This is a genomic window from Nostoc sp. DedQUE07, from assembly GCF_034530975.2.
In the GTDB taxonomy this organism is placed as follows: domain Bacteria; phylum Cyanobacteriota; class Cyanobacteriia; order Cyanobacteriales; family Nostocaceae; genus Nostoc.
Genome location: NZ_JAVRCC020000002.1, coordinates 61,454 through 80,650, shown reverse-complemented (window position 1 = coordinate 80,650; position 19,197 = coordinate 61,454). Strand labels below are relative to the sequence as shown.

Here is a 19,197-nt window from a genome sequence, read left to right as displayed (position 1 = left end):
TTACAGTTGAAAGCACTTTTTTACCAATTCGATCGCACTTGTGAAAGTTAAAATGCTCAATATAATACTCTACAAAAATTATGCAAAATCTCACTAGAATTACTCGCAATCCTGAAGTGATGGGTGGCAAACCCTGTATTCGGGGAATGCGTATTACTGTTGGTACCATCGTCGGGTTAATAGCATCTGGACACAGTAATAGCGACATCCTCAAGGCATATCCCTACCTCGAAGAAGCCGACATCTATGAGGCACTTGCCTACGCTGCATGGCGGGCTGAAGAGATTGAAGTCCCTCTTAGAAGTGCATGAAAATTTCGATTGATATGAACCTTTCTCCTGATTGGGTTGCGGTTTTTGAGAGGTACAATATCTCCGCTGTCCACTGGTCTACAGTTGGCGATCCCCGCGAGAAAGATTCAATAATTATGCAGTGGGCAAGAACTAATGAATATATCGTCTTTACTCACGATTTAGACTTCGGTTCCTTACTAGCTGCCACAGGTGCCGATACTCCCAGTGTTATTCAGGTTCGTACCTAGGATGTTTTGCCGAATAGTATTGAAAATCTAGTTATTTCAGCCGTGAATCAGTTTGAGTCTTCACTAGAAATAGGCGCATTGGTCACTGTTGACCAAGCTCAATCTAGGGTGCGTATTCTACCAATTAGGCGCGGATAGTATTAGGGAAATATTGCTAACTCGGTTTCTGGATCAAAAAAGTGAATTTTCTCTGGGGTTAGCGATAACCAAAGTTGCTCACCAGGTTGTACAAATCGGTCTGGTGGTATTCGCACTTGTAGGTAATTCGCTGTAGTACTAGGTTTAGATCCTGGTTCGGCAATCTTAACAGCGAGAAAGGAATCATTGCCGAGATTCTCTACCAAATCTACTTGCACTGGTAGATTTTTGGTTGCAGGCATACTCAAGTTAAAGTGTTCTGGACGGATGCCTAAAATTAGAGTTTTCCCATCATATTTTTGTAAAGCTTTTCCCCAAACTTCTGGGAGGGTGAAACGAAACTGGGAACGAGTAATCAACTGCGGGGCATGAAATTCTACAGGAATAAAATTCATCGGTGGTGAACCAATGAATTCTGCTACAAAAAGATTGGCTGGGCGGTTGTAAAGTTCTAAGGGAGAAGCAACTTGCTGAATTTTACCCTCAGACATAATCGCAATACGATCGCCCATTGTCATAGCTTCTGTTTGATCGTGGGTAACGTAAATTGTTGTTGTCCCCAATTGGCGCTGCAATTTGACAATTTGAGCGCGGGTTTCTGCCCGTAGTTTGGCATCTAAGTTAGAAAGCGGTTCATCCATTAAGAATACTTGGGGGTCACGTGCGATCGCTCTTCCCAATGCAACCCGTTGTCTTTGTCCCCCAGATAGTTGTTTGGGTAAGCGATTCAACAATGTTTCGATTTGCAACAGTTGAGCAACACTACGCACCTGTTCATCCACCGCCCGTTCTTTGTCAGAAGTGTAGCGCAATCCTTTAGGTAACTTTCTGGTCGCTCCTACAAAAAGATTTTCCGCCCACGTCCGAAAATAAGGAGACGAGGAAGTATCTCCTCTGCTCCCCTGCTCCTCGGTCACTGAGCGTAGCCGAAGTGCTGCTCCCCTGCTTTCCCTGCGGCGTAACCCAAAAGCGATGTTGTCATACACCGTCATGTGAGGATAAAGGGCGTAATTTTGAAACACCATTGCGATGTCGCGTTCTTTGGGTGGTAAGTCATTGATCAAGCGATCGCCTATCCAGATATTACCGCCAGTCATCACTTCTAACCCGGCGATTAACCGCAGCAAGGTACTTTTACCACAACCAGAAGGGCCTACCAGCACCATAAATTCACCGTCTGCGATCGTCAGGTTAATCCGTCGCAAGACATTGAAACTTTCCGCCCGCTCTTGGGCTACATCGATTTTTTCCCCAGGCGTGAGAGGAGATTGGGTTTGTGAGGTAACACTTTCCCCTTTACGCGAGGAAAAACTTTTATAAACGTTTTCTAAAATAACTTGGGACACAACTAATTATTGTCATTGGGGATTGGGCATTGGGCATGGGGCATGGGGCATTGGGCATTGGGCATTGGATTTGGACTAATGACTAATGACCAATGACAGTTTAGCGCTCATCATAATACACCTTCAGGGTAAATACGAAAAGTTAAAAAAACAGCTAACACTATCAAAAGCAAACTACCCTAAATTTTAGGGCTGTTAAGAGGTGTTGTTATGACTACCTATGTACCTAAAAATCTTTCTCAAGACCCAAGCGTTAATCCTGTCCATGACATTGTAGACGTACAAACTACAGATTGTTGCATTGTGGGTGGGGGACCAGCAGGAGCAGTATTGGGGCTGTTGTTAGCGCGTCAAGGCATTTCTGTGATGCTGCTGGAAGCACACAAAGACTTCGATCGCGATTTTCGCGGCGATACAATTCATCCATCGGTGATGGAAATTATGGAGGAATTGGGATTAAGCGATCGCTTGTTAGAACTTCCCCATACCAAAATGCGCCAAATTAGTATTCAAACTCCTCAAGATACTCTCACATTCGCAGATTTTAGCCATCTGAAAACCCATTATCCCTACATTACAATGCTTCCCCAGGTAAAATTCTTGGAGTTCATCACCCAAGAAGCACAAAAATATCCTAGTTTCCATCTAGTAATGGGTGCGAATGTACAGGAATTAATCACCGAAAATGAAGTGATTCAAGGTGTCCGCTATCGAGGAGGCGGTGGTTGGCATGAAATTCGCGCAATACTGACAGTGGGTGCAGACGGTCGCCACTCACGTTTACGCCACTTGGGTGAGTTTGAATCAATCGAAACTTCGCCGCCAATGGATGTCCTCTGGTTTCGCCTACCGCGTCAGCCAGAAGACCCTGAAGGGGGAATGGGGCGCTTTGGTCAAGGTAAGCTAATTGCCATGCTTGACCGTGGTGATGAGTGGCAAGTTGCCGATGTCATCCCCAAGGGAGGCTATCAACAACTAAGGGCTGCGGGTTTGGAGGAATTAAAAAAATCGGTTGTGGAAGTAGTACCAGAATTCCAGCAACGCATTCAAAATTTACATGACTGGTCACAAGTAGCTTTTCTTTCAGTAGAGTCCAGCCGCGTCAAACGCTGGTATCGTCCAGGACTATTACTCATTGGTGATGCAGCTCATATAATGTCCCCTGTGGGTGGAGTTGGGATTAACTACGCGATTCAAGATGCTGTCGTTGCAGCGAATGTACTCAGCAAACCGCTCAAGAACCGACAAGTACAACTTAGCGACCTAGCAAAAGTACAACGTCAACGCGAATTGTCCACACGCATTATTCAGGCGTTTCAAACTTTTATCCAAAAGCGGGTATTGGCCCCGGTTATCACCTCAAATCGCACCTTTGTACCACCCGGATTTTTGCGCTTACCCATCTTGCGCGACCTTCCAGCCAGGTTGATCGCCTTGGGTGTTTTTCCAGTTCGCGTCAAGGCTTAATTCTTGGCAAGAAATTTTTCTATTTAATTAACTTAGTGGTACAATTATACTACTCTATGCAGAATTGAATGCTCAATTTAGTCAAGCGAGGGTGGCGAACAGTATACTCAATGCTGTTCAAAGCGATCGCTTGGCTTTTATGCTAGAAAGGACTAAAAACTCACGCATTATTAAAAAATGCAAACAATTAAACATATTTAGATATTAATTGGCACTACATAGAAAAATCCCTCTTTTTCAATCAGTACTTTTTGCAGTCAGGAGTAATTTTAATGAACAGCTGCGTTTTGATGGCGGAAATTATGAACGAGCCGCAACTCCGTTATACAGCAGATAATCTGGGAGTCACGGAAATGCTGGTGCAGTTTCCCAATTCCCAGAAACCAGAAGATCCGCCAGCCACCCTGAAAGTTGTCGGCTGGGGGAATTTAGCGACAGAAATTCAGCAAAATTACCACCAAGGCGATCGCGTCATCTTGGTAGGACGTTTAACTATGAATACTGTCGATCGTCAAGAAGGTTTTAAAGAAAAACGCGCTGAATTGACAGTACAACAAATTCAATCTGTTGGAGGTAGTTTTAATACCGATCCATTACCCTCAACAAACGTAACTCCATCATTTACTGAAACTGCTCCTCGACAACCATCAGCATCTCGTCCAGCACAGAAAGAGGTTCCCAGTTACGAGTCACCACGTCCAGCACCTACTCCAGCGACAAATCCTGTTGGCGTTGCTCCCCAAACGAAAACTTACGAACCCGTACCCCAACCGACAAATTATGAGCGAACCACTTATCCAGCAGTGAAAGAGGAAGAACCAGATCCAGATGATATTCCCTTCTAAAGTTGGTAGTTGAGCGTGTATTCAATTTGCTAACTAATGATTACGATTAGACAATTTCTACAAATAGCCATCCTTTAGGGTGTGCTATTTTTTTGTTTGCGTTGACGCTTTGCATCTAGTTATGAGACATCGCTTAGTTTAGTTATCGAGCAGTTATGGATAGAGAATTTTAATTTCTAAATCCCAAGCTTCAGCCTCTAGTTTACAATTTAATAAACTTCATCATGGCTGCCAAGATCAATCAATAAAATAACCATTTCTAACAACTTATCATCCTCAGAGAAATTAAAGATAATTCTACAATCATAAGTAACAGAACAAGACCACAAACCCGCTAAATTTCCTGTTAATTTATGAGACTTCAAAGACGGTGTAAATGGATCATATGCCAAAAGCCTTAATACATTAACAATTTGATTCTTTAATTGCGGGTTTTTCTTTGTAATCTTCCTAAAAGAGCGCTTAAATCCACTACTCCAGACAACTTCCATCATCATCTCCGAGTAAATCAGCGATCAAATCATCAACGCTTCCTCTATGAGCTGTCCCATCCTTAAAAGCCTGCATTACTTCCTGAGCATTAGCCAAAATTTCAACCCGCCGATTCTCAATTCGTTGCTGGCGAAGAAACTCAAATAAATACTCTCGATCTTCTGTGGGCAAACTTTCAATAGAATTAATAATTTCTTGTAAAGTCATCATAGAACCTTCTAATCAAGTAAATCCTACCTTTACTAATTCTATTTTAATCTCTATTTCCATTGCCTCAGCTTCTTACATTTTGTCAATTTTGGCAAAAATATGATGTGGCACAGCGGCGGCAAATATTTTTGGAGGCCAGAAGCAACGATTAGCGATCGCTATTAGCTAAGGCATTGACTATGATGCTGGATTTGGAGATGTCTATCAAGAGAGGGGCTTGAGTTAAGGATTTACTGCCAATAATTTTTAGTATTAGCAGGTTATTTAAGTTAGCTTAAACTGAGAATTTTTGATTTTTGATTGTACATTTGATTTCAGTCGAAAATCAAACATCACTATATTATAAATCATTTAAAATCTCCTATGTTTACATTTCTCATTTATAAACTAAACTTTTTTATAAGAGGGGCTTTGCTCAATTTCAGCAATAGGCAATAGTAAGGTTCCCTCAATTTTCTCACGAATTAGGCGACTCATATAACAATCGCTATTAAGACAATCGACTAATAACTTATTACCATCATAATATTGATTTAATAGTTTCATTTGTTGATTATTGAATTGCCAATCATATCCCAAGTTACGGAAATCAATTATTAATTTACATACCCGATTTCTTAATTTTTCAGCCCAATCTGTCCCGTTCTCCAACCACCAGTTTTCAAACGATATTCCAAAAATACCTGGATCAGGCAATTGTGCTTTAACCTCTAATAATAAGTTAGACAGTAAACTATTAAGAGATAAGTTAGAATCGAACTCCTGTTGAGATTCTTGTTTTCTGAGTTCACTAAGCCGCTGCTCAAGAGTTTGGATCTTCAATCCAAGTTCTGAGTGTATCTTTTCAAAAATTATTTCATCTTCAACTTGTTCTATATCAATATTGGCTTCATCTAGTGAAAATTGTAACTGCCCCATTAATTCCTCAATCCCTTCTTTGTAAGAATCTATCTCCTCATTTATTTCTTCAAGTTCATCATTAATTTCTTCTAATGTATCTTTAATTTCATCAATTTCATTTTCTTCGGCTTTTAATTGTTCTTTTTCAATGTCTTTAACTTGTTTTTTTATGATTGCACGTTTTGCTTCAAGTTCTTCTATATCAGCCATATATCCAGTATTTTCAGCCTCGATTTCTGAAATACTTAAATTAATCTCTTGAAGTAAACTCAATTCATCTTCAACTGCCTCAATAGAAGTCAAAGTATCCAAATCATTAATTTCATTAAATTCTTGAAGAACAAGTTCCCCATTTCTGTTAATAGTGAGATCATTATCGATTGCAAAGGCAAGTGTTCGATCTGGATTAATAGTAGAACCAAAATCAAAATCTAGTTCTACAATAAGTTCTCGAATGTTTTCAAGGCTAATTGTTATTGTTTCTTCAAAAATTAAGTCTGTAGCAAGCTGTTTAGCAAAATCTATAATTTGATTAGTTACTCGTTCAAGAGACAATGCACGCGCAAGATCAAATGCGAGATAAAAGGCTCGAACAGCTGATGGTTTATAGAAAGAGCCTATTTTATGAGACTTTTGGCTTATCCAGTTTAAAAAGTTTTGTAAATCTTCATCATTCTCTATAAGACTATCAATATTTCGTTTCATTAAACTCAACAAATAATCTGCATTACGAAGCATCCCTACAGTTAACAAAAAAACTTCACGCCAACGAGGTTCGATGAAGTGGCTACTTAAATCCTTTAAAGCTTTTTCTAAAGGTTCTAACCCAAGAACTATCTCTCGTGCGGTGAAATACTCATGAAATGTTAAATGGGAAAACGAGTAAATTCCGCGTGCGCGTTCAGTTAACAATCCATGTTGAGCTTCAATGGATTTTAGTATTGCTTCGCTATCTAGTCTAAGAGCTTCTGGATCAAGTTTTGCTTCGGGCAAATTCTGAATATAGTCAGCAATATATTGTTCTAGTTCTTTTTGTTTAAAGAAATAGTCACCTCTCTCAAAAGTGAGCCTTGCAATTTGGCTGAGTAGGTCTTCTTTACGCTGCAAGGATAATTGTTCATATATTTTATCCCGTTCAATATTACGTTTTGCATCCCATTTTTTCAAAAGAATATCTAAACCCTCTTTATAAAGTTCTGAACGATTAGAAGGGAAATCTGCTTTTTCCCCAAAAACTAAACATAGTAATGTCAGCAATAGAGGACTAGTTGCTAATTCCTGTATTGGTTCATTTTCTTTCACTTTTTGAATAAACTTATCAACTTTAATTACATCTTTAATTTGGAACCATTTTTTTGCAAAAGTACATATTTGATTGATGTCAAAATCTGCAACTTCTACTTCTGTAAAATGTTCAAATACATACTCTTTTGCTCCAATACGACAAGTTATAACAAACCAATTAGTATTGAATTTCTCAGAAAAATCTTTAATCTGTTTGATGATTCTACTAGAATCTTCCTCTCTAACTTCATCTAATCCATCAAGTAATATCAATCCTCTACCTTGGGTTAATATGTTTTCTACTTGATCAGGGGTAACATTATGTTTAGCAAATTGTAACAAAATATAATCCAATAAACTTGGGTACTCTTTAGAATTTTTAGTACCAATTTTTCCTGATAGTTGATCTGTTTCAGCAAAATCTTTTAAAGTAATAAAAATAGGAACTTTATCAGCTTGAAAATCACCTAAATTGCATCGAATTATTAAATATTTCAAAAAAGTTGTTTTGCCTGCTCCTGGCTTACCTAAAACTACTAATTTTGAATATTTTTCTACAGCTTTAGTGCCAATTACCCGTTTTTAAGATATCCTTCCAAGACCAAATCGATCAAAATTAACTTGATTACAATTCTGTTGCAAGTCCGAAAGACCTAGACGACGACGGCTAATAATTCTTTCAAGGATATTAACATTTGTATATACCTCTTCTAACCCAATAGGTTGATCCATGTCCAGCACGCGCATAGTGCCGTACAACTTTTGGACGCTACTTCGTCTTTTCCTTCTGACTTTTGTAACTAAATCATCAATGTCAGAATTTTTATCACGATTGTTGTAACCTGGCTGTAGTTTAGTCTTATCGGGATCGATATTTTCTGGTCGCTGAACGATCTCATTCCAGTCCAAGTCTAGTCTGCGGCAAATATCATCAATAAATTTGGAGCGATCAATAGTTTCTCCCTTAAAGAATTTGCTAACAGTTGATCTAGCAATACCAATATCTTCAGCCAGTGCCTTCTGGGTTAAACACTCCCGGTTCAATGCTGCTTTTGCCCTGTCGATTCCTGCTTCTGAAGCCCTGAGTGTTCCTCGATTCATTAGACTTACCCGTATATTTATATGCTTCTTGTTGTCATCATTGCTCATTCTAAAATATCTTTCACAAGTCAGACACGAAATACGAACTCAGTTGCAAAGTCGGACAGATGCGCGGACAACCTCAGTCAGAGTAACGGACATCTGAGTAGGAAACTGAAGATAGTCAAAGTTTAACGAAGTAATTGTAATTATGAAACCTACTAGCTTCAAGCTTATCTTTCTAACAGTTGTTGGTATTACTCTCCTGTCAGGTGGTACATCTCTCTGGCTTGCCAGCCAACCCACGCCTACTAAACCCCAAAAAGGAATGTTTGAAACTACACAAAACACTTGGCTGATGGGAACTGGAGCTATTTTCGGTTTGTTAGGTGGGCGTTCAGACTCCACTAAGACCAACAAATCCGACTCAGAAAATTAGCTCGAATAACTAACATTTTGCACTATTGTTGATAAGGTAGAGTGGGCATTGCCCACCCTATACAATAATCATGTTTTTAGACTTTGATTTTGGCAAGAAGATGGTGGTGCAAGATAAAAGTAATGACGATTTATAAAATACTCCTGTTCTATGGCAATGCTCACTGGAGATGTCAAATCAGGAAAACGAGAACAAGCACTGCAAAAGCATAACTTAACATTGCAGACTGGCAACGCTCCTTAACCAATTTACGGATTTGCTCTCCTTGCTGTTTTGTTCGTGGTAGCAACTTTCTGTAGTTAATGCTGTTATGTAAAGACTGGAACTCTGAAAAAAGAGGATACCATGACCCGATCGCAATTTGCCAAAGTCACAAGCAGTTCTATATCACAAATGCTTGTATATTGTGGAAGTATGTGATAAAACTGCCAAAAAGTGTAAATACCATAATTTACTTACATATACATCAAAACTCTTGCTAAAATCCAGATAATTTTAAGTTAGAATTCCTACCCAACTCCTATGAGAGAAACTGTCCTAGAGGTTCGCAATCTCCAAGTTGAATTTCCCGGTGATGGCAACACTGTCAGAGCATTGGATGGTATTTCCTTTGCGCTGCATCGAGGTGAAACTCTAGGAATAGTAGGAGAATCGGGAAGTGGTAAATCGGTGACAGCCTTAGCTGTGATGGGTTTGTTGCAAACTCCTGGCATAGTGAGTGGCGGTGAAATCTGGTTTCGTCCGCAGGAAAATGGCAACCCCATCGATTTGGTAACATTGCCTCCTGAGCAAATGCAGTTACACCGGGGTGGCGACATCGCCATGATTTTTCAAGAACCGATGAGTTCGCTTAATCCGGTTTATAACATTGGGTTTCAGCTAACAGAAGCGATTATGCGGCATCAAAATGTGTCAGCAGCCCAAGCACGACAAATTGCGATCGCAGGTCTGCAAGAGGTTAAACTTCTACCTAGCGATGAGGAGATCCAGCAGCAGTATATCGAAACTTGGCATCAAACCAACGCCAAATTATCTAAACCAGATGGGCCAAAGTTGGCACAGTTGGTTAAAGAACACAAAGAAGCCATGCTGGAACGCTATCCTCATGAACTTTCTGGAGGTCAGTTGCAACGGGTAATGATTGCAATGGCAATTTCTTGCAACCCATTAATCTTAATCGCCGATGAACCAACCACAGCTTTGGATGTGACGGTGCAAGCGACTATTTTGGAGTTAATGCGAGAATTACAGCAAAGCCGTGACATGGCAATGATTTTCATCACCCACGATTTAGGGCTAATTTCAGAAATTGCTGACCAGGTAGCGGTGATGTATAGAGGTAAAGTTGTCGAATCTGGTACTTCTGGGCAAATTTTCAGCAGTCCCAAGCATCCATATACTAAAGGTTTGATAGCTTGTCGCCCCACACTCAACCGCCGTCCCCAAAAATTACTCACTGTTTCCGACTACATGAGTGCAGAAGAGACGCCAACGGGACAAGTAGTAATTCAGCCGAAAGAACCCGCACAACCCACAGAAGTTACCAAAGAAGAGATTGCTGCAAGATTGGCAAACTTTAATGAGAAAGAACCCCTGCTGCAAATCCGCAACCTGAAAGTTAGTTTTCCAGTGCGTGGGGTGTTCGGTAGTATAAAAAGTTATAATATGGCAGTTAATGGCGTTTCTTTTGATGTTAAACCAGGAGAAACACTAGGTTTGGTGGGAGAATCTGGTTGCGGTAAAACGACCCTTGGCAGAACCTTGCTGCGATTAATTGAACCGATGAGTGGTCAGATTATCTTTGAGAAACAAGATATTACTAGCCTCAAAGGAGAACGGTTGCAAAAACTGCGGCGAGAAATGCAAATAGTCTTCCAAAATCCTTTTAGTTCCCTCGATCCCCGGATGAAGGTTGGGGACGCGGTAATGGAACCTTTGTTAATTCACGCTGTTGGGAAGACAAAACAACAACGACGCCAGCGAGTAGTCGAACTTTTAGAACGGGTGGGGTTGAGTGCAGATGCGATTAACCGCTATCCTCATCAGTTTTCTGGCGGTCAACGCCAACGGATTTGCATAGCTCGTTCTTTGGCGTTAAATCCTAAGTTTATCATCTGCGATGAATCAGTTTCAGCGCTGGATGTTTCAGTACAGGCGCAGGTATTAAATCTTCTCAAAGAATTACAGTCAGACTTTCAGCTTACCTATATTTTTATTTCTCACGATTTAAGTGTAGTGAAATTTATGAGCGATCGCATTTTAGTCATGAATCGCGGTCAAATTGTTGAAGAAGGGACAGCCGAAAGCATCTACCAAGAACCTAAAGAGGAATACACGCAAAAATTAATTGCTGCGATTCCTACTGGTAGTGCTGAACGGGTGCGAAATCGTCATCTACGGGCTTTGTAGAGTTTATATTACTAAAGCTGGTTGGTGTAGTTATTTACAGACTGGCTACCGTGATTCACTGCATAACGAATCGCACCTACTCCAAGATGTGCTGTTGAAACCCCTACCCTAGACACAAAAGCTTGGGGAGTTACTACCCGGAACTTTTTTTGATAAATCACCTTCCCATCTTAATATAAATATTATTTTTCAACTCATAGAATAAAAACTATGAAATTTTTCAATGTGGATTTTGGTTTAGTCCAGACTCCCCTGATTCTGGCATTTGTAATGTTTGCACTGAACATACCAGTACACGCCCAAAAACAGTATAACTTACCAGAAAAAGAGGATTATAAACACAGCTTAAGTGTCAAAACTCAATGTTTTCAGGATTTACAAAGAGATATCTCTGCGGAGAGAGTTGCACGATTGTGCCGTAACTCAACCCGTTATACAAGCCAGTGCTTTCAGGAATTAAGAAATTCTACCTCTTTGGAACACGCTGAAAAACTATGCCGTATAGCAACACCTTATACCAGTCAATGCTTCCAGGATTTGCGGAATGTGACATCAACGGAACAGGCAACACGGCTCTGTAATTTTGCTCTAGAGGATACAAATCAATGTTTTCGAGTTTTGAACCAACAGATGTCAACAAACAGAGCAGAACAGGAATGTTTACCTCCTCTTACTTCCGTTTTACAGGCTTGTGTAGATTCCCTGACTTTTGATGCTCAAGGACATCCTACTGGTATTTCGGAAACGATAGCAGCGATTAATTGTCAAGAAACTTTACTATTGAGATTTCCCCGTTCCAACAGTGATTGGAACAGAGACTAGAATATTCGACGACACATCTAGTTCAAAAGGTTTGCAAGGTGCGACCTTTTGAACAATACATTTTAAATACTATTTCGTTTCCCAAAGGTGCGACGATACAAAGCCAGCTTGTAAAGGCAATACGCTTGGGTTAAGAGGTTGTTTGAAAAGTGTTTCGCTGTAATTATGGACACTTTTAGATCCCCCCTAACCCCCCTTAAAAAGGGGGGAACCGGAATTAAAGTCTCCCTTTATAAGGGAGATTTAGAGGGATCTAAAACTTTTGATACCGAAAAGAGGACTTTTCAAACATCCTCTAAGCCAATTTATCTATTAACGGTAGGCTGTTATTGAGCGGTGGAGGCTTCGGGAGCAGGGGGAGAGAAAAAAGTTTAACTGAACTGTATTGCTTGCAAAGGCAAATTATATCAAATCCGGCTGATTGCACATAGTTTCAATCAAGTAACAGAATGGGTTGTAACTTATTTTTAGTGTGGTTGTTCAACTGGATTTGATATTATTAGTTTCTGCAAACTTATCTGAACCTTATTGTGTTAGGTTTATTGGCCGATTGTTGTGGTTACAAACAGCTTTTTGGTAACACTCCATTATTTCTATCTGGATGATCTCGATAGTATTCAACCTGACACTTTAAATTAGGGAAGTCTTTGTCATTTAAAGGTTTGTCCCTGTCTGATGGATAGAGCAAAGCCATTCCCATCGCTGTCGGTGTAATGAAGGAGTTAGTCAACAGCAGACTCTCGTGAAGAACCTTTTTAGGACCTTTTTTCCAACTAAACAAATCGCCCAACACCGGCACATCACCAAAAATCCCCTTCCACACCGTGCCGATAATAGGTACGTAAGCACGTCCCCCATTTAATGTACTTTGGTTAGAGAATGTTGAAAGAGCGAAAAAATCCACGGACTTGGTGTAAACACTGGTTTTCACGTCCTGTTTACCGATACGTGATAGTGGGTCTTGTGATCTGTTTTGTTCCGAACCACTAACTAATGGATCAACGATAGTTAAATCGATTTTGAGTTCAGCAGAATTCATATTTCGTAACACATTAGGAGTTACCGTCAATGAAACCCCAGTTTTCAGCTCACGAAATACAGCGTTTTGCTCTTGGAGGGCAGCAACTAGGCCAATAACCTGCGCCACAGGCAGAGAGCCAACTGATGGCTTTATGGGAGTTGCCGATATTGATGACGGTATTGCTGGAACAAAATTGTCAACCTGCCCTGTGAGATTTTGAGCCTTTGTGAGCAAATCTGAAAGCTTCAACGGTGGAGTCACATCGAAGGCACTAATCGAATCCGAACTCACCACCGTTTTTATCCCACTCAGACTAGATACACTGGTTCTTCCCACCTGTGCATATTCCACGTCCTTATATTCACTCACAATATCTTGGATTTTGTGCAAAGTAGGGATAACAAAAAAATCTTCTATATCTTGGTTTAATGCATCAACAGTATCTTGTAAGCGATTATTAAAGACATCGGCTGATTGTTGCAGATCGTAAGGGTTAAACTGATCTGGTTCATTAATAAAATGGGCATACTGTAGCGCAAAATCAAGTATTGTAGCGCGACTTACCTGGGCGTACTCGTCTTCAAAATCTGTCTTCCAATAGTCATAATGATTTGTCTCCCAACAGCCTTTAGGGAAGGAATAGGGATTTTTTGTCTCCTTTTGATCTCTCTTTTGATCGCTCTTTTGATCTCTCTTTTGACCTCTGCACATTGGCTTCAGACCACGAAGAGAAAAAACCCTTTCGAGTGGCTGTCTTCCTTGCTCTTTTAAGGCATCTAAATAGTATTTATAGCGGGGATCATCTTGAACAGACTTCGTAAGTTTATTAGCTATTGTTTTGGTATTATCGCTATTTCTAGTTTGTGCAGCCACCAAGCGTAGGACTATATCCGTCAGAGATAGAGGGCGATTTTTACTCAAGGCTGATTTATACCCTAGATTATCAATAAGTAGTTTTTTGAACTCAGGATCAAAGTCCTTTTCATATATCTGATCTCTTGCGTATTCCTCAACTCGAGCATACGTTTCTCGCACTAACTGTTGAGTTTGATTAATTTCCTGGCGTACTTCCGACATTACTTTAGCTAATTCCTTGGGATTATTGCTGGAAATCTGGATTCCCCACATCTCCATCGTGATACCGGGACGGGGAAGATCAATTCCAGCAATCAATCGGTACGCAGAGTTTCTTGCTTCTTTTGAACCATAGAGAATGATATCATTATCAGTACTGTCAGTAGATGTATCTATTATGAGATCCCAATTTTCTTTTTTGTTCACTTCATTTAAAAGTTGCCTTAAAGCGTCTGTATTACGAACGTAATATAACTTTATCCTTTGACTTCCTCTACCTTCTTTATTTTCTGCCATTGGCATTGTTTTATTAGGAAAAGTAGTAGGTTTTTGAGCTTGAGCAGACAAATCACCTCCAAGTACAGCAATAGCACCCAGACTCAGCAAAAAAGAAAGTTGGCGATTATACATATTTACCCTTCTTAGTCAATACTCTCAATAGATACATCTAGCCTTTTCAAGGTGAGCATCTGTACTATCAAAGTTTTTACGGCATTTCAGGCATCATCTGGAATTGAACAAAGAGATTATATATTCAACTCAAAATTTTTGGACTGGAAATTAAGCGATGCCTACGGCGGGCTACGCCTACGCAATGCCAAAATACCAAAAATGGCTTAAAACACCATTTATTTCATAGTACAAAAGTTCACCTTGAAAGGGCTAATAGATACATCTAATTGTACAGTGTGTAAGTCCTAAGTTTTTGACGTTTCCATCTGACGATAAGACGGCGGTATTTACGTTGATACCAAGCAAAACCAGGTCTAGAAAAATAGAGAAGCGAAGCATTTTTGCTCAATTATGACTCCTGCTCATTTTTTTTCAACAGATATTTGTGCAAACAAAGTTAATTACATCTGCAAGTCCAGATTGAGTTTTCAAATTAGTAAAAATAAAAGGTTTATCACCGCGCATTTTTTTAGCATCTCGTTCCATCACACTTAAATCTGCACCAACATAGGGTGCAAGGTCAGTTTTGTTAATCACCAACAAATCAGATTTAGTAATACCGGGGCCACCCTTGCGAGGAATTTTATCACCAGCCGCAACATCGATGACGTAAATCGTTAAATCCACCAATTCGGGACTAAAGGTAGCAGCTAAATTATCACCGCCACTTTCCAAAAAGACCAAATCCAAATTGATAAAACGTTCTTCTAACTGTTCAATTGCCGCCAAATTCATCGAAGCATCTTCGCGGATGGCAGTGTGAGGGCAACCACCAGTTTCTACACCCAAAATGCGATCGCTTGCCAACGCCTGAGAACGTACTAAAAACTGAGCATCCTCCTGAGTATAAATATCATTCGTCACCACCGCAATCTGATACTGCTCACGCAAGCCCTTGCACAAAGCATCAACTAATGCCGTCTTCCCCGAACCCACTGGCCCAGCAACCCCCACTCTAAATGCATTCATAACTCCTCACTCCTGTACAGACAAAGATTTTTCGCGTCTCTCCTAACTCCTAAACAACCTTGTATACTGCGTTTCATGCTGCATACTCGCTAGCGACAAACCCCAACTACAACAGGCGAGTTGATCGTCCTCTAATGCGAGAATTTCTAACGCCGCAACGCTAAATAATGGTTGCAAATCTAGTAATAACTGCTGTCCTGCTGTTTGTCCAAGGGGGATAAGTTTCACGCCAGCAGTAATCAAATTACTTGCCCAACTATGCAGATATCCAAGTAATCCGGCTTTGATACTGATTTGCCAATGGGCAATGGCAATGCCAAAAGCGATCGCATAATTGCAAGGATTCCCGACAGCATTAGCAATAGGTATAATCTGCGGTTCTAGTTTACCAAGTAATTGGATCAGCGATCGCCCCATTTGCCAACTAGAGGCGCGTAATTCTTCTGTTTCCCTAGCTGCGGATAACCACAGATTCCAACGGTATAGCGATTCAATATCACCCATTTTTGCAGCTTGCTGCGATCGTACCATCACCGCCGCTTCTAGCCGAATTGCCCCGTAGAGTAACTCTGCTTTTAGCCAATCTTTGAGATGTAACTGGTTAGCGATCGTACCATTTTCCACCAGGATTTCCAAGCCTTCAGAATAGCTATATGCTCCCACAGGTAAAGCGGGGCTAGCCAGCTGCAAAATACTCAAAAGATGACTATCAATGAGCATGATGGTGTTGTCCATAAGCTCCTAATTCTGGCTGAAACGGTAAAATTTCCTCTTTAACTTCTAACCCCAGTTGTTCCAACATCGTGTGTAAAACAGAATCTGAAGACAAGCGTAAATAAGTTGAGGTAATTTCTACAGGTACATGGCGATTTCCCAGATGGTATGCCGCCCGTAGTAATAAAAGTGGTGTTTGGGCAAAAGCAGTCAGCACTAGTTCTGGTTTGGCAGTAATTCTGATTAAACTGCTATCGGTTTCTTCTTGCAGAATGTCGCCATCGTGTAAGACAGTTCCTCTGGGTAAATGTAAAAACACAACCTTACCATCTTCCGTTTCAAAACGATGACGACTGCGGGTACGTTCTTCTGCTGTCAGCGCCAGAGTAAAAGTGACTGCGGTATCGCGATTAGGTGGTTTAAGTTGGGTAAATGTCAGTATAAGAGTTTCGCCTGAACTTCCGCTTTTCATTAGACATCTCCAGAAATTAATTAAATATGCATTATCCAGAACCTTTATAGAGACGTAGCAATGCTACGTCTCTACATTCCTTTTTGGAGATGTCTATTATGATTCTAGTGTGAACACCAATTAGTACCTTCCTATTCCCTATCACCTGTAACCCTTTGAGTGATGCTCGTACTCCTACTCTTAACTATCTACAGGAGAAGCAAGTCGTTAATTTTTTGGTGTACGGTCTGTGGAATCTGACGTATTCCATTTATGCCACAGTTGTTTAATTTTTTTAATGTTCTCTTTTGTTTTTATTGCCTCCCAACCTTCTTTAATAGCTTCCTTCTCTCTATCAGTTAACCTCCAGGATAAAGGCGGACGATACCGACCATCTTTATAAAATTTAGATACTGCATTTTCAGATTCTGAGGGGAAGAAAATGGGAAAGTATTGGATATCTACCTTGTTCTCCCATTTTTTGACCAGCAAATCTGCTTCCTTTGCATTTCGAGATGCTAAAACCGGATCGCGTACCTTGAACATTGCCAGTAATGGCCCTAAAGTCGCCATAAACCAGCCTCCATTCCCCTCCACGTTTTCCGTTGAATCAGATTCTGGAAAAGGATTGATTTGCAATATCAGGACTCTTTTTATATTTAAATTATTTTCATCTGACCATTCATTAAGATGTTCATCCAGCCATTCGGCTGCCGTTACAAAGCCAGAGTTATCGAAATAGCCCCCATCAGCAACGTGATAATTATGCTTTGGGATGTTTACACTGCTGCGACAGATAGGAGAGACATAGGGAAAAGTTGCTGATAGTCTTGCAGCCGTCACAACATTCACATCATAGGCTCCATAAAGAGTATTAAAGTCTTTATACTTTTTCTCAGGAGTGTTCCCAAATGTTATTGGAGTCATCAGAAACCGCCAGCCATTTTCGACTAAAGTGGCATTGAATACAGGAATAGGAATTTCGCCATCAAAAATCTGTTTTCGCCAGGTTCCAAAGGTTTTTATTTTCTTCGTATCCTTCATTTTCTTCATTTCCCCCTGCCAGTCTGTCTCAACTGCTGTACCACGATCAAACTTTCGACGAACAAGAAATGGAAATCCTATGAATCGCCATAAGTCCAAATAAACCAGACCCCAACCAACGGCATCTAAACTATCTTTAGTAGCAGCATAAAAACTAGCTGTTACTTTGGTTTTGGTTTTCTTTGATATTTCTTTTTTGCTCTCTTCTAAAAAACCATCTTTATTAAAGTGATCTAGATAGTACATTGTCCCTACTGAACCGCCTGAGACAGCACTAATCAAGCCAATTGCTTTGGTAAATGAGTTTCCTAATAATTCCTGGAAACCACTTAACACTTGCACTGTCCATCCTGATGCTTGAATTCCGCCACCACTAGCACAAATAATTACTAAAGTTCGTTTTCCATCTTGATGTTGGAGACGCTTTTCTAAGATTTTTTGGAAGTTATTTGAATCGCTATCAACTTTTTTATTGTCTTCACTATCCTCAAAATTCTTGACTTGATAAAAGTGATTTACATCAAATACAACATAACTAACTACTGAGAAACTAATAAAGATAACTAGTACAGGAATACGGAAGTAATCAAAATAGAATGTTGCACCTCCATAGAAAAGTGTCACTATCGATATAATCAGTAGCACATACAGGAGTGCAGGTGCTTCAGGTCGCTCTGTTTTTGATTCTGGCTTAAAAAGCAAACCAACCGTAATGTAGATAACTACTGCAATTATCAAATAAGCGATCGCTATCAGATGCCCCGCACTCAATTCACCAGTTTGAGGGTTAATATAGCCAAATGTATGATGTTTGGTTATGAAAGAAAAGATATCAAAAAGCATTTTTTTTAAAAAAACATTTGAGCTTAACCATTGGCTGATAAAACTAACAAAAAATAGTTGGACAATGCCGAATCCGGCACCTACAAATGTTCCCCACTGTATGTCTTCATCCTCCAGCTTCTCTTTGGACAGGTCTCTTACAGTAATGCAAATGTATAAACTTAAGGCAATAGCTATTGCATATTGCCAAAATTCAGAAATTTCTATTATTCGTGGTACATCAAAGCGATCTGGTGCGTTATCCAAAATGATAGCTGTAACTGAAATTACTGACGTTCCTGCTCCAACTGCGCTCATAATTATGACTGCTAGTTGCCACTTGGTGCGAAGTACAAATAGGTTCCTCAACATGGTTGGTAGCCAATCCTTGGCAAGTTTAGGAAGAAGCAGAAGGAATAAACCCATCAAAATAGGCAGGCGCAGGAAGAAAAGATATTTCCAGACAGCATCGGAACTTAGTGTCCATGTTGCTAAAACTGCCAGCACTGACAAAAACCAGATAATTTTTTTCATATTTAAACCTCAACTTGTTTTTGTCTTATAACTAGATTCTAAACTTTGTGATTATTTTTTAATTAAAAAAATATAAGTTACTTTTTTTATATTCACAGCTAAAGAATTAAGCCTGTTGTTTAACTATATTAATAACCTACTC

18 protein-coding genes are annotated in these 19,197 nt (G+C 40.0%); 7 read left to right on the top strand and 11 right to left on the bottom strand.

Annotated features, from left to right (window positions below):
• The first annotated feature begins 80 nt into the window (after positions 1–80).
• Both RMZ95_RS01600 and RMZ95_RS01595 read left to right on the top strand, forming a co-directional pair.
• Complete coding sequence (locus tag RMZ95_RS01600; protein ID WP_322685343.1) at positions 81–311, top strand: DUF433 domain-containing protein; 231 nt, start codon at positions 81–83, stop codon at positions 309–311.
• Positions 308–541 (top strand): DUF5615 family PIN-like protein, encoded by a 234-nt coding sequence (locus RMZ95_RS01595; RefSeq protein WP_322675172.1) that lies wholly within the window; start codon positions 308–310, stop codon positions 539–541. Before RMZ95_RS01600 ends, RMZ95_RS01595 begins: the two co-directional genes overlap by 4 nt.
• Positions 542–681: 140 nt before the next feature.
• Here the strand turns inward: RMZ95_RS01595 and RMZ95_RS01590 are convergent, their stop codons facing one another.
• Positions 682–2,025: an ABC transporter ATP-binding protein gene (locus RMZ95_RS01590; protein WP_322675171.1), complete on the bottom strand. Its 1,344-nt coding sequence runs from the start codon at positions 2,023–2,025 to the stop codon at positions 682–684.
• Positions 2,026–2,235: 210 nt separating this feature from the next.
• On the opposite strand from RMZ95_RS01590, the gene RMZ95_RS01585 reads away from it, so the two are divergent.
• Positions 2,236–3,492, top strand: coding sequence for an FAD-dependent oxidoreductase (locus tag RMZ95_RS01585; RefSeq protein WP_322685344.1), 1,257 nt, complete (start codon positions 2,236–2,238; stop codon positions 3,490–3,492).
• A gap of 272 nt (positions 3,493–3,764) precedes the next feature.
• Entirely contained in the window at positions 3,765–4,337 is a 573-nt protein-coding gene (locus RMZ95_RS01580; RefSeq protein ID WP_322685345.1) for a single-stranded DNA-binding protein, read from the top strand.
• Positions 4,338–4,546: 209 nt separating this feature from the next.
• Here RMZ95_RS01580 and RMZ95_RS01575 read toward each other — a convergent pair whose 3' ends face one another.
• From RMZ95_RS01575 to RMZ95_RS01560, 4 genes are all read right to left on the bottom strand, one after another.
• A complete protein-coding gene (locus RMZ95_RS01575; RefSeq protein ID WP_322685349.1) occupies positions 4,547–4,828 on the bottom strand; it encodes a type II toxin-antitoxin system YafQ family toxin in 282 nt (93 codons plus the stop codon).
• Entirely contained in the window at positions 4,809–5,039 is a 231-nt protein-coding gene (locus RMZ95_RS01570) for a hypothetical protein (protein ID WP_099100473.1), read from the bottom strand. Before RMZ95_RS01570 ends, RMZ95_RS01575 begins: the two co-directional genes overlap by 20 nt.
• Positions 5,040–5,426: 387 nt before the next feature.
• Entirely contained in the window at positions 5,427–7,796 is a 2,370-nt protein-coding gene (locus RMZ95_RS01565) for an NACHT domain-containing protein (protein WP_322682156.1), read from the bottom strand.
• Positions 7,797–7,805: 9 nt separating this feature from the next.
• On the bottom strand, positions 7,806–8,324 hold the full coding sequence (locus RMZ95_RS01560) for a helix-turn-helix domain-containing protein (RefSeq protein WP_322682122.1): 519 nt from the start codon (positions 8,322–8,324) through the stop codon (positions 7,806–7,808).
• Positions 8,325–8,514: 190 nt separating this feature from the next.
• Here RMZ95_RS01560 and RMZ95_RS01555 point away from each other — a divergent pair, with 190 nt between their 5' ends.
• Together RMZ95_RS01555 and RMZ95_RS01550 are read left to right on the top strand one after the other, a co-directional pair.
• Positions 8,515–8,742 (top strand): hypothetical protein, encoded by a 228-nt coding sequence (locus RMZ95_RS01555; protein WP_322682123.1) that lies wholly within the window; start codon positions 8,515–8,517, stop codon positions 8,740–8,742.
• Positions 8,743–9,264: 522 nt separating this feature from the next.
• A complete protein-coding gene (locus RMZ95_RS01550; protein ID WP_322682124.1) occupies positions 9,265–11,151 on the top strand; it encodes an ABC transporter ATP-binding protein in 1,887 nt (628 codons plus the stop codon).
• A gap of 11 nt (positions 11,152–11,162) precedes the next feature.
• On the opposite strand, the gene RMZ95_RS01545 is transcribed toward RMZ95_RS01550, so the two are convergent.
• Entirely contained in the window at positions 11,163–11,312 is a 150-nt protein-coding gene (locus tag RMZ95_RS01545; protein WP_322675166.1) for a hypothetical protein, read from the bottom strand.
• 49 nt (positions 11,313–11,361) lie between these two features.
• Here RMZ95_RS01545 and RMZ95_RS01540 point away from each other — a divergent pair, with 49 nt between their 5' ends.
• A complete protein-coding gene (locus tag RMZ95_RS01540) occupies positions 11,362–11,973 on the top strand; it encodes a hypothetical protein (protein WP_322682125.1) in 612 nt (203 codons plus the stop codon).
• Positions 11,974–12,532: 559 nt separating this feature from the next.
• Here RMZ95_RS01540 and RMZ95_RS01535 read toward each other — a convergent pair.
• From RMZ95_RS01535 to RMZ95_RS01515, 5 genes are all read right to left on the bottom strand, one after another.
• A complete protein-coding gene (locus RMZ95_RS01535; protein WP_322682126.1) occupies positions 12,533–14,479 on the bottom strand; it encodes a hypothetical protein in 1,947 nt (648 codons plus the stop codon).
• Between the two features lie 414 nt (positions 14,480–14,893).
• Positions 14,894–15,490, bottom strand: a complete 597-nt coding sequence (ureG, locus tag RMZ95_RS01530; RefSeq protein ID WP_322675163.1) for an urease accessory protein UreG — start codon at positions 15,488–15,490, stop codon at positions 14,894–14,896.
• Positions 15,491–15,532: 42 nt separating this feature from the next.
• The gene (locus tag RMZ95_RS01525; protein ID WP_322682128.1) at positions 15,533–16,225 is read right to left on the bottom strand and encodes an urease accessory protein UreF; all 693 of its coding nucleotides are present in this window, start codon (positions 16,223–16,225) and stop codon (positions 15,533–15,535) included.
• On the bottom strand, positions 16,200–16,646 hold the full coding sequence (ureE, locus tag RMZ95_RS01520; RefSeq protein ID WP_322682157.1) for an urease accessory protein UreE: 447 nt from the start codon (positions 16,644–16,646) through the stop codon (positions 16,200–16,202). Before ureE ends, RMZ95_RS01525 begins: the two co-directional genes overlap by 26 nt.
• A gap of 237 nt (positions 16,647–16,883) precedes the next feature.
• Positions 16,884–19,055, bottom strand: coding sequence for a hypothetical protein (locus tag RMZ95_RS01515; RefSeq protein WP_322682129.1), 2,172 nt, complete (start codon positions 19,053–19,055; stop codon positions 16,884–16,886).
• Positions 19,056–19,197: the final 142 nt, after the last annotated feature.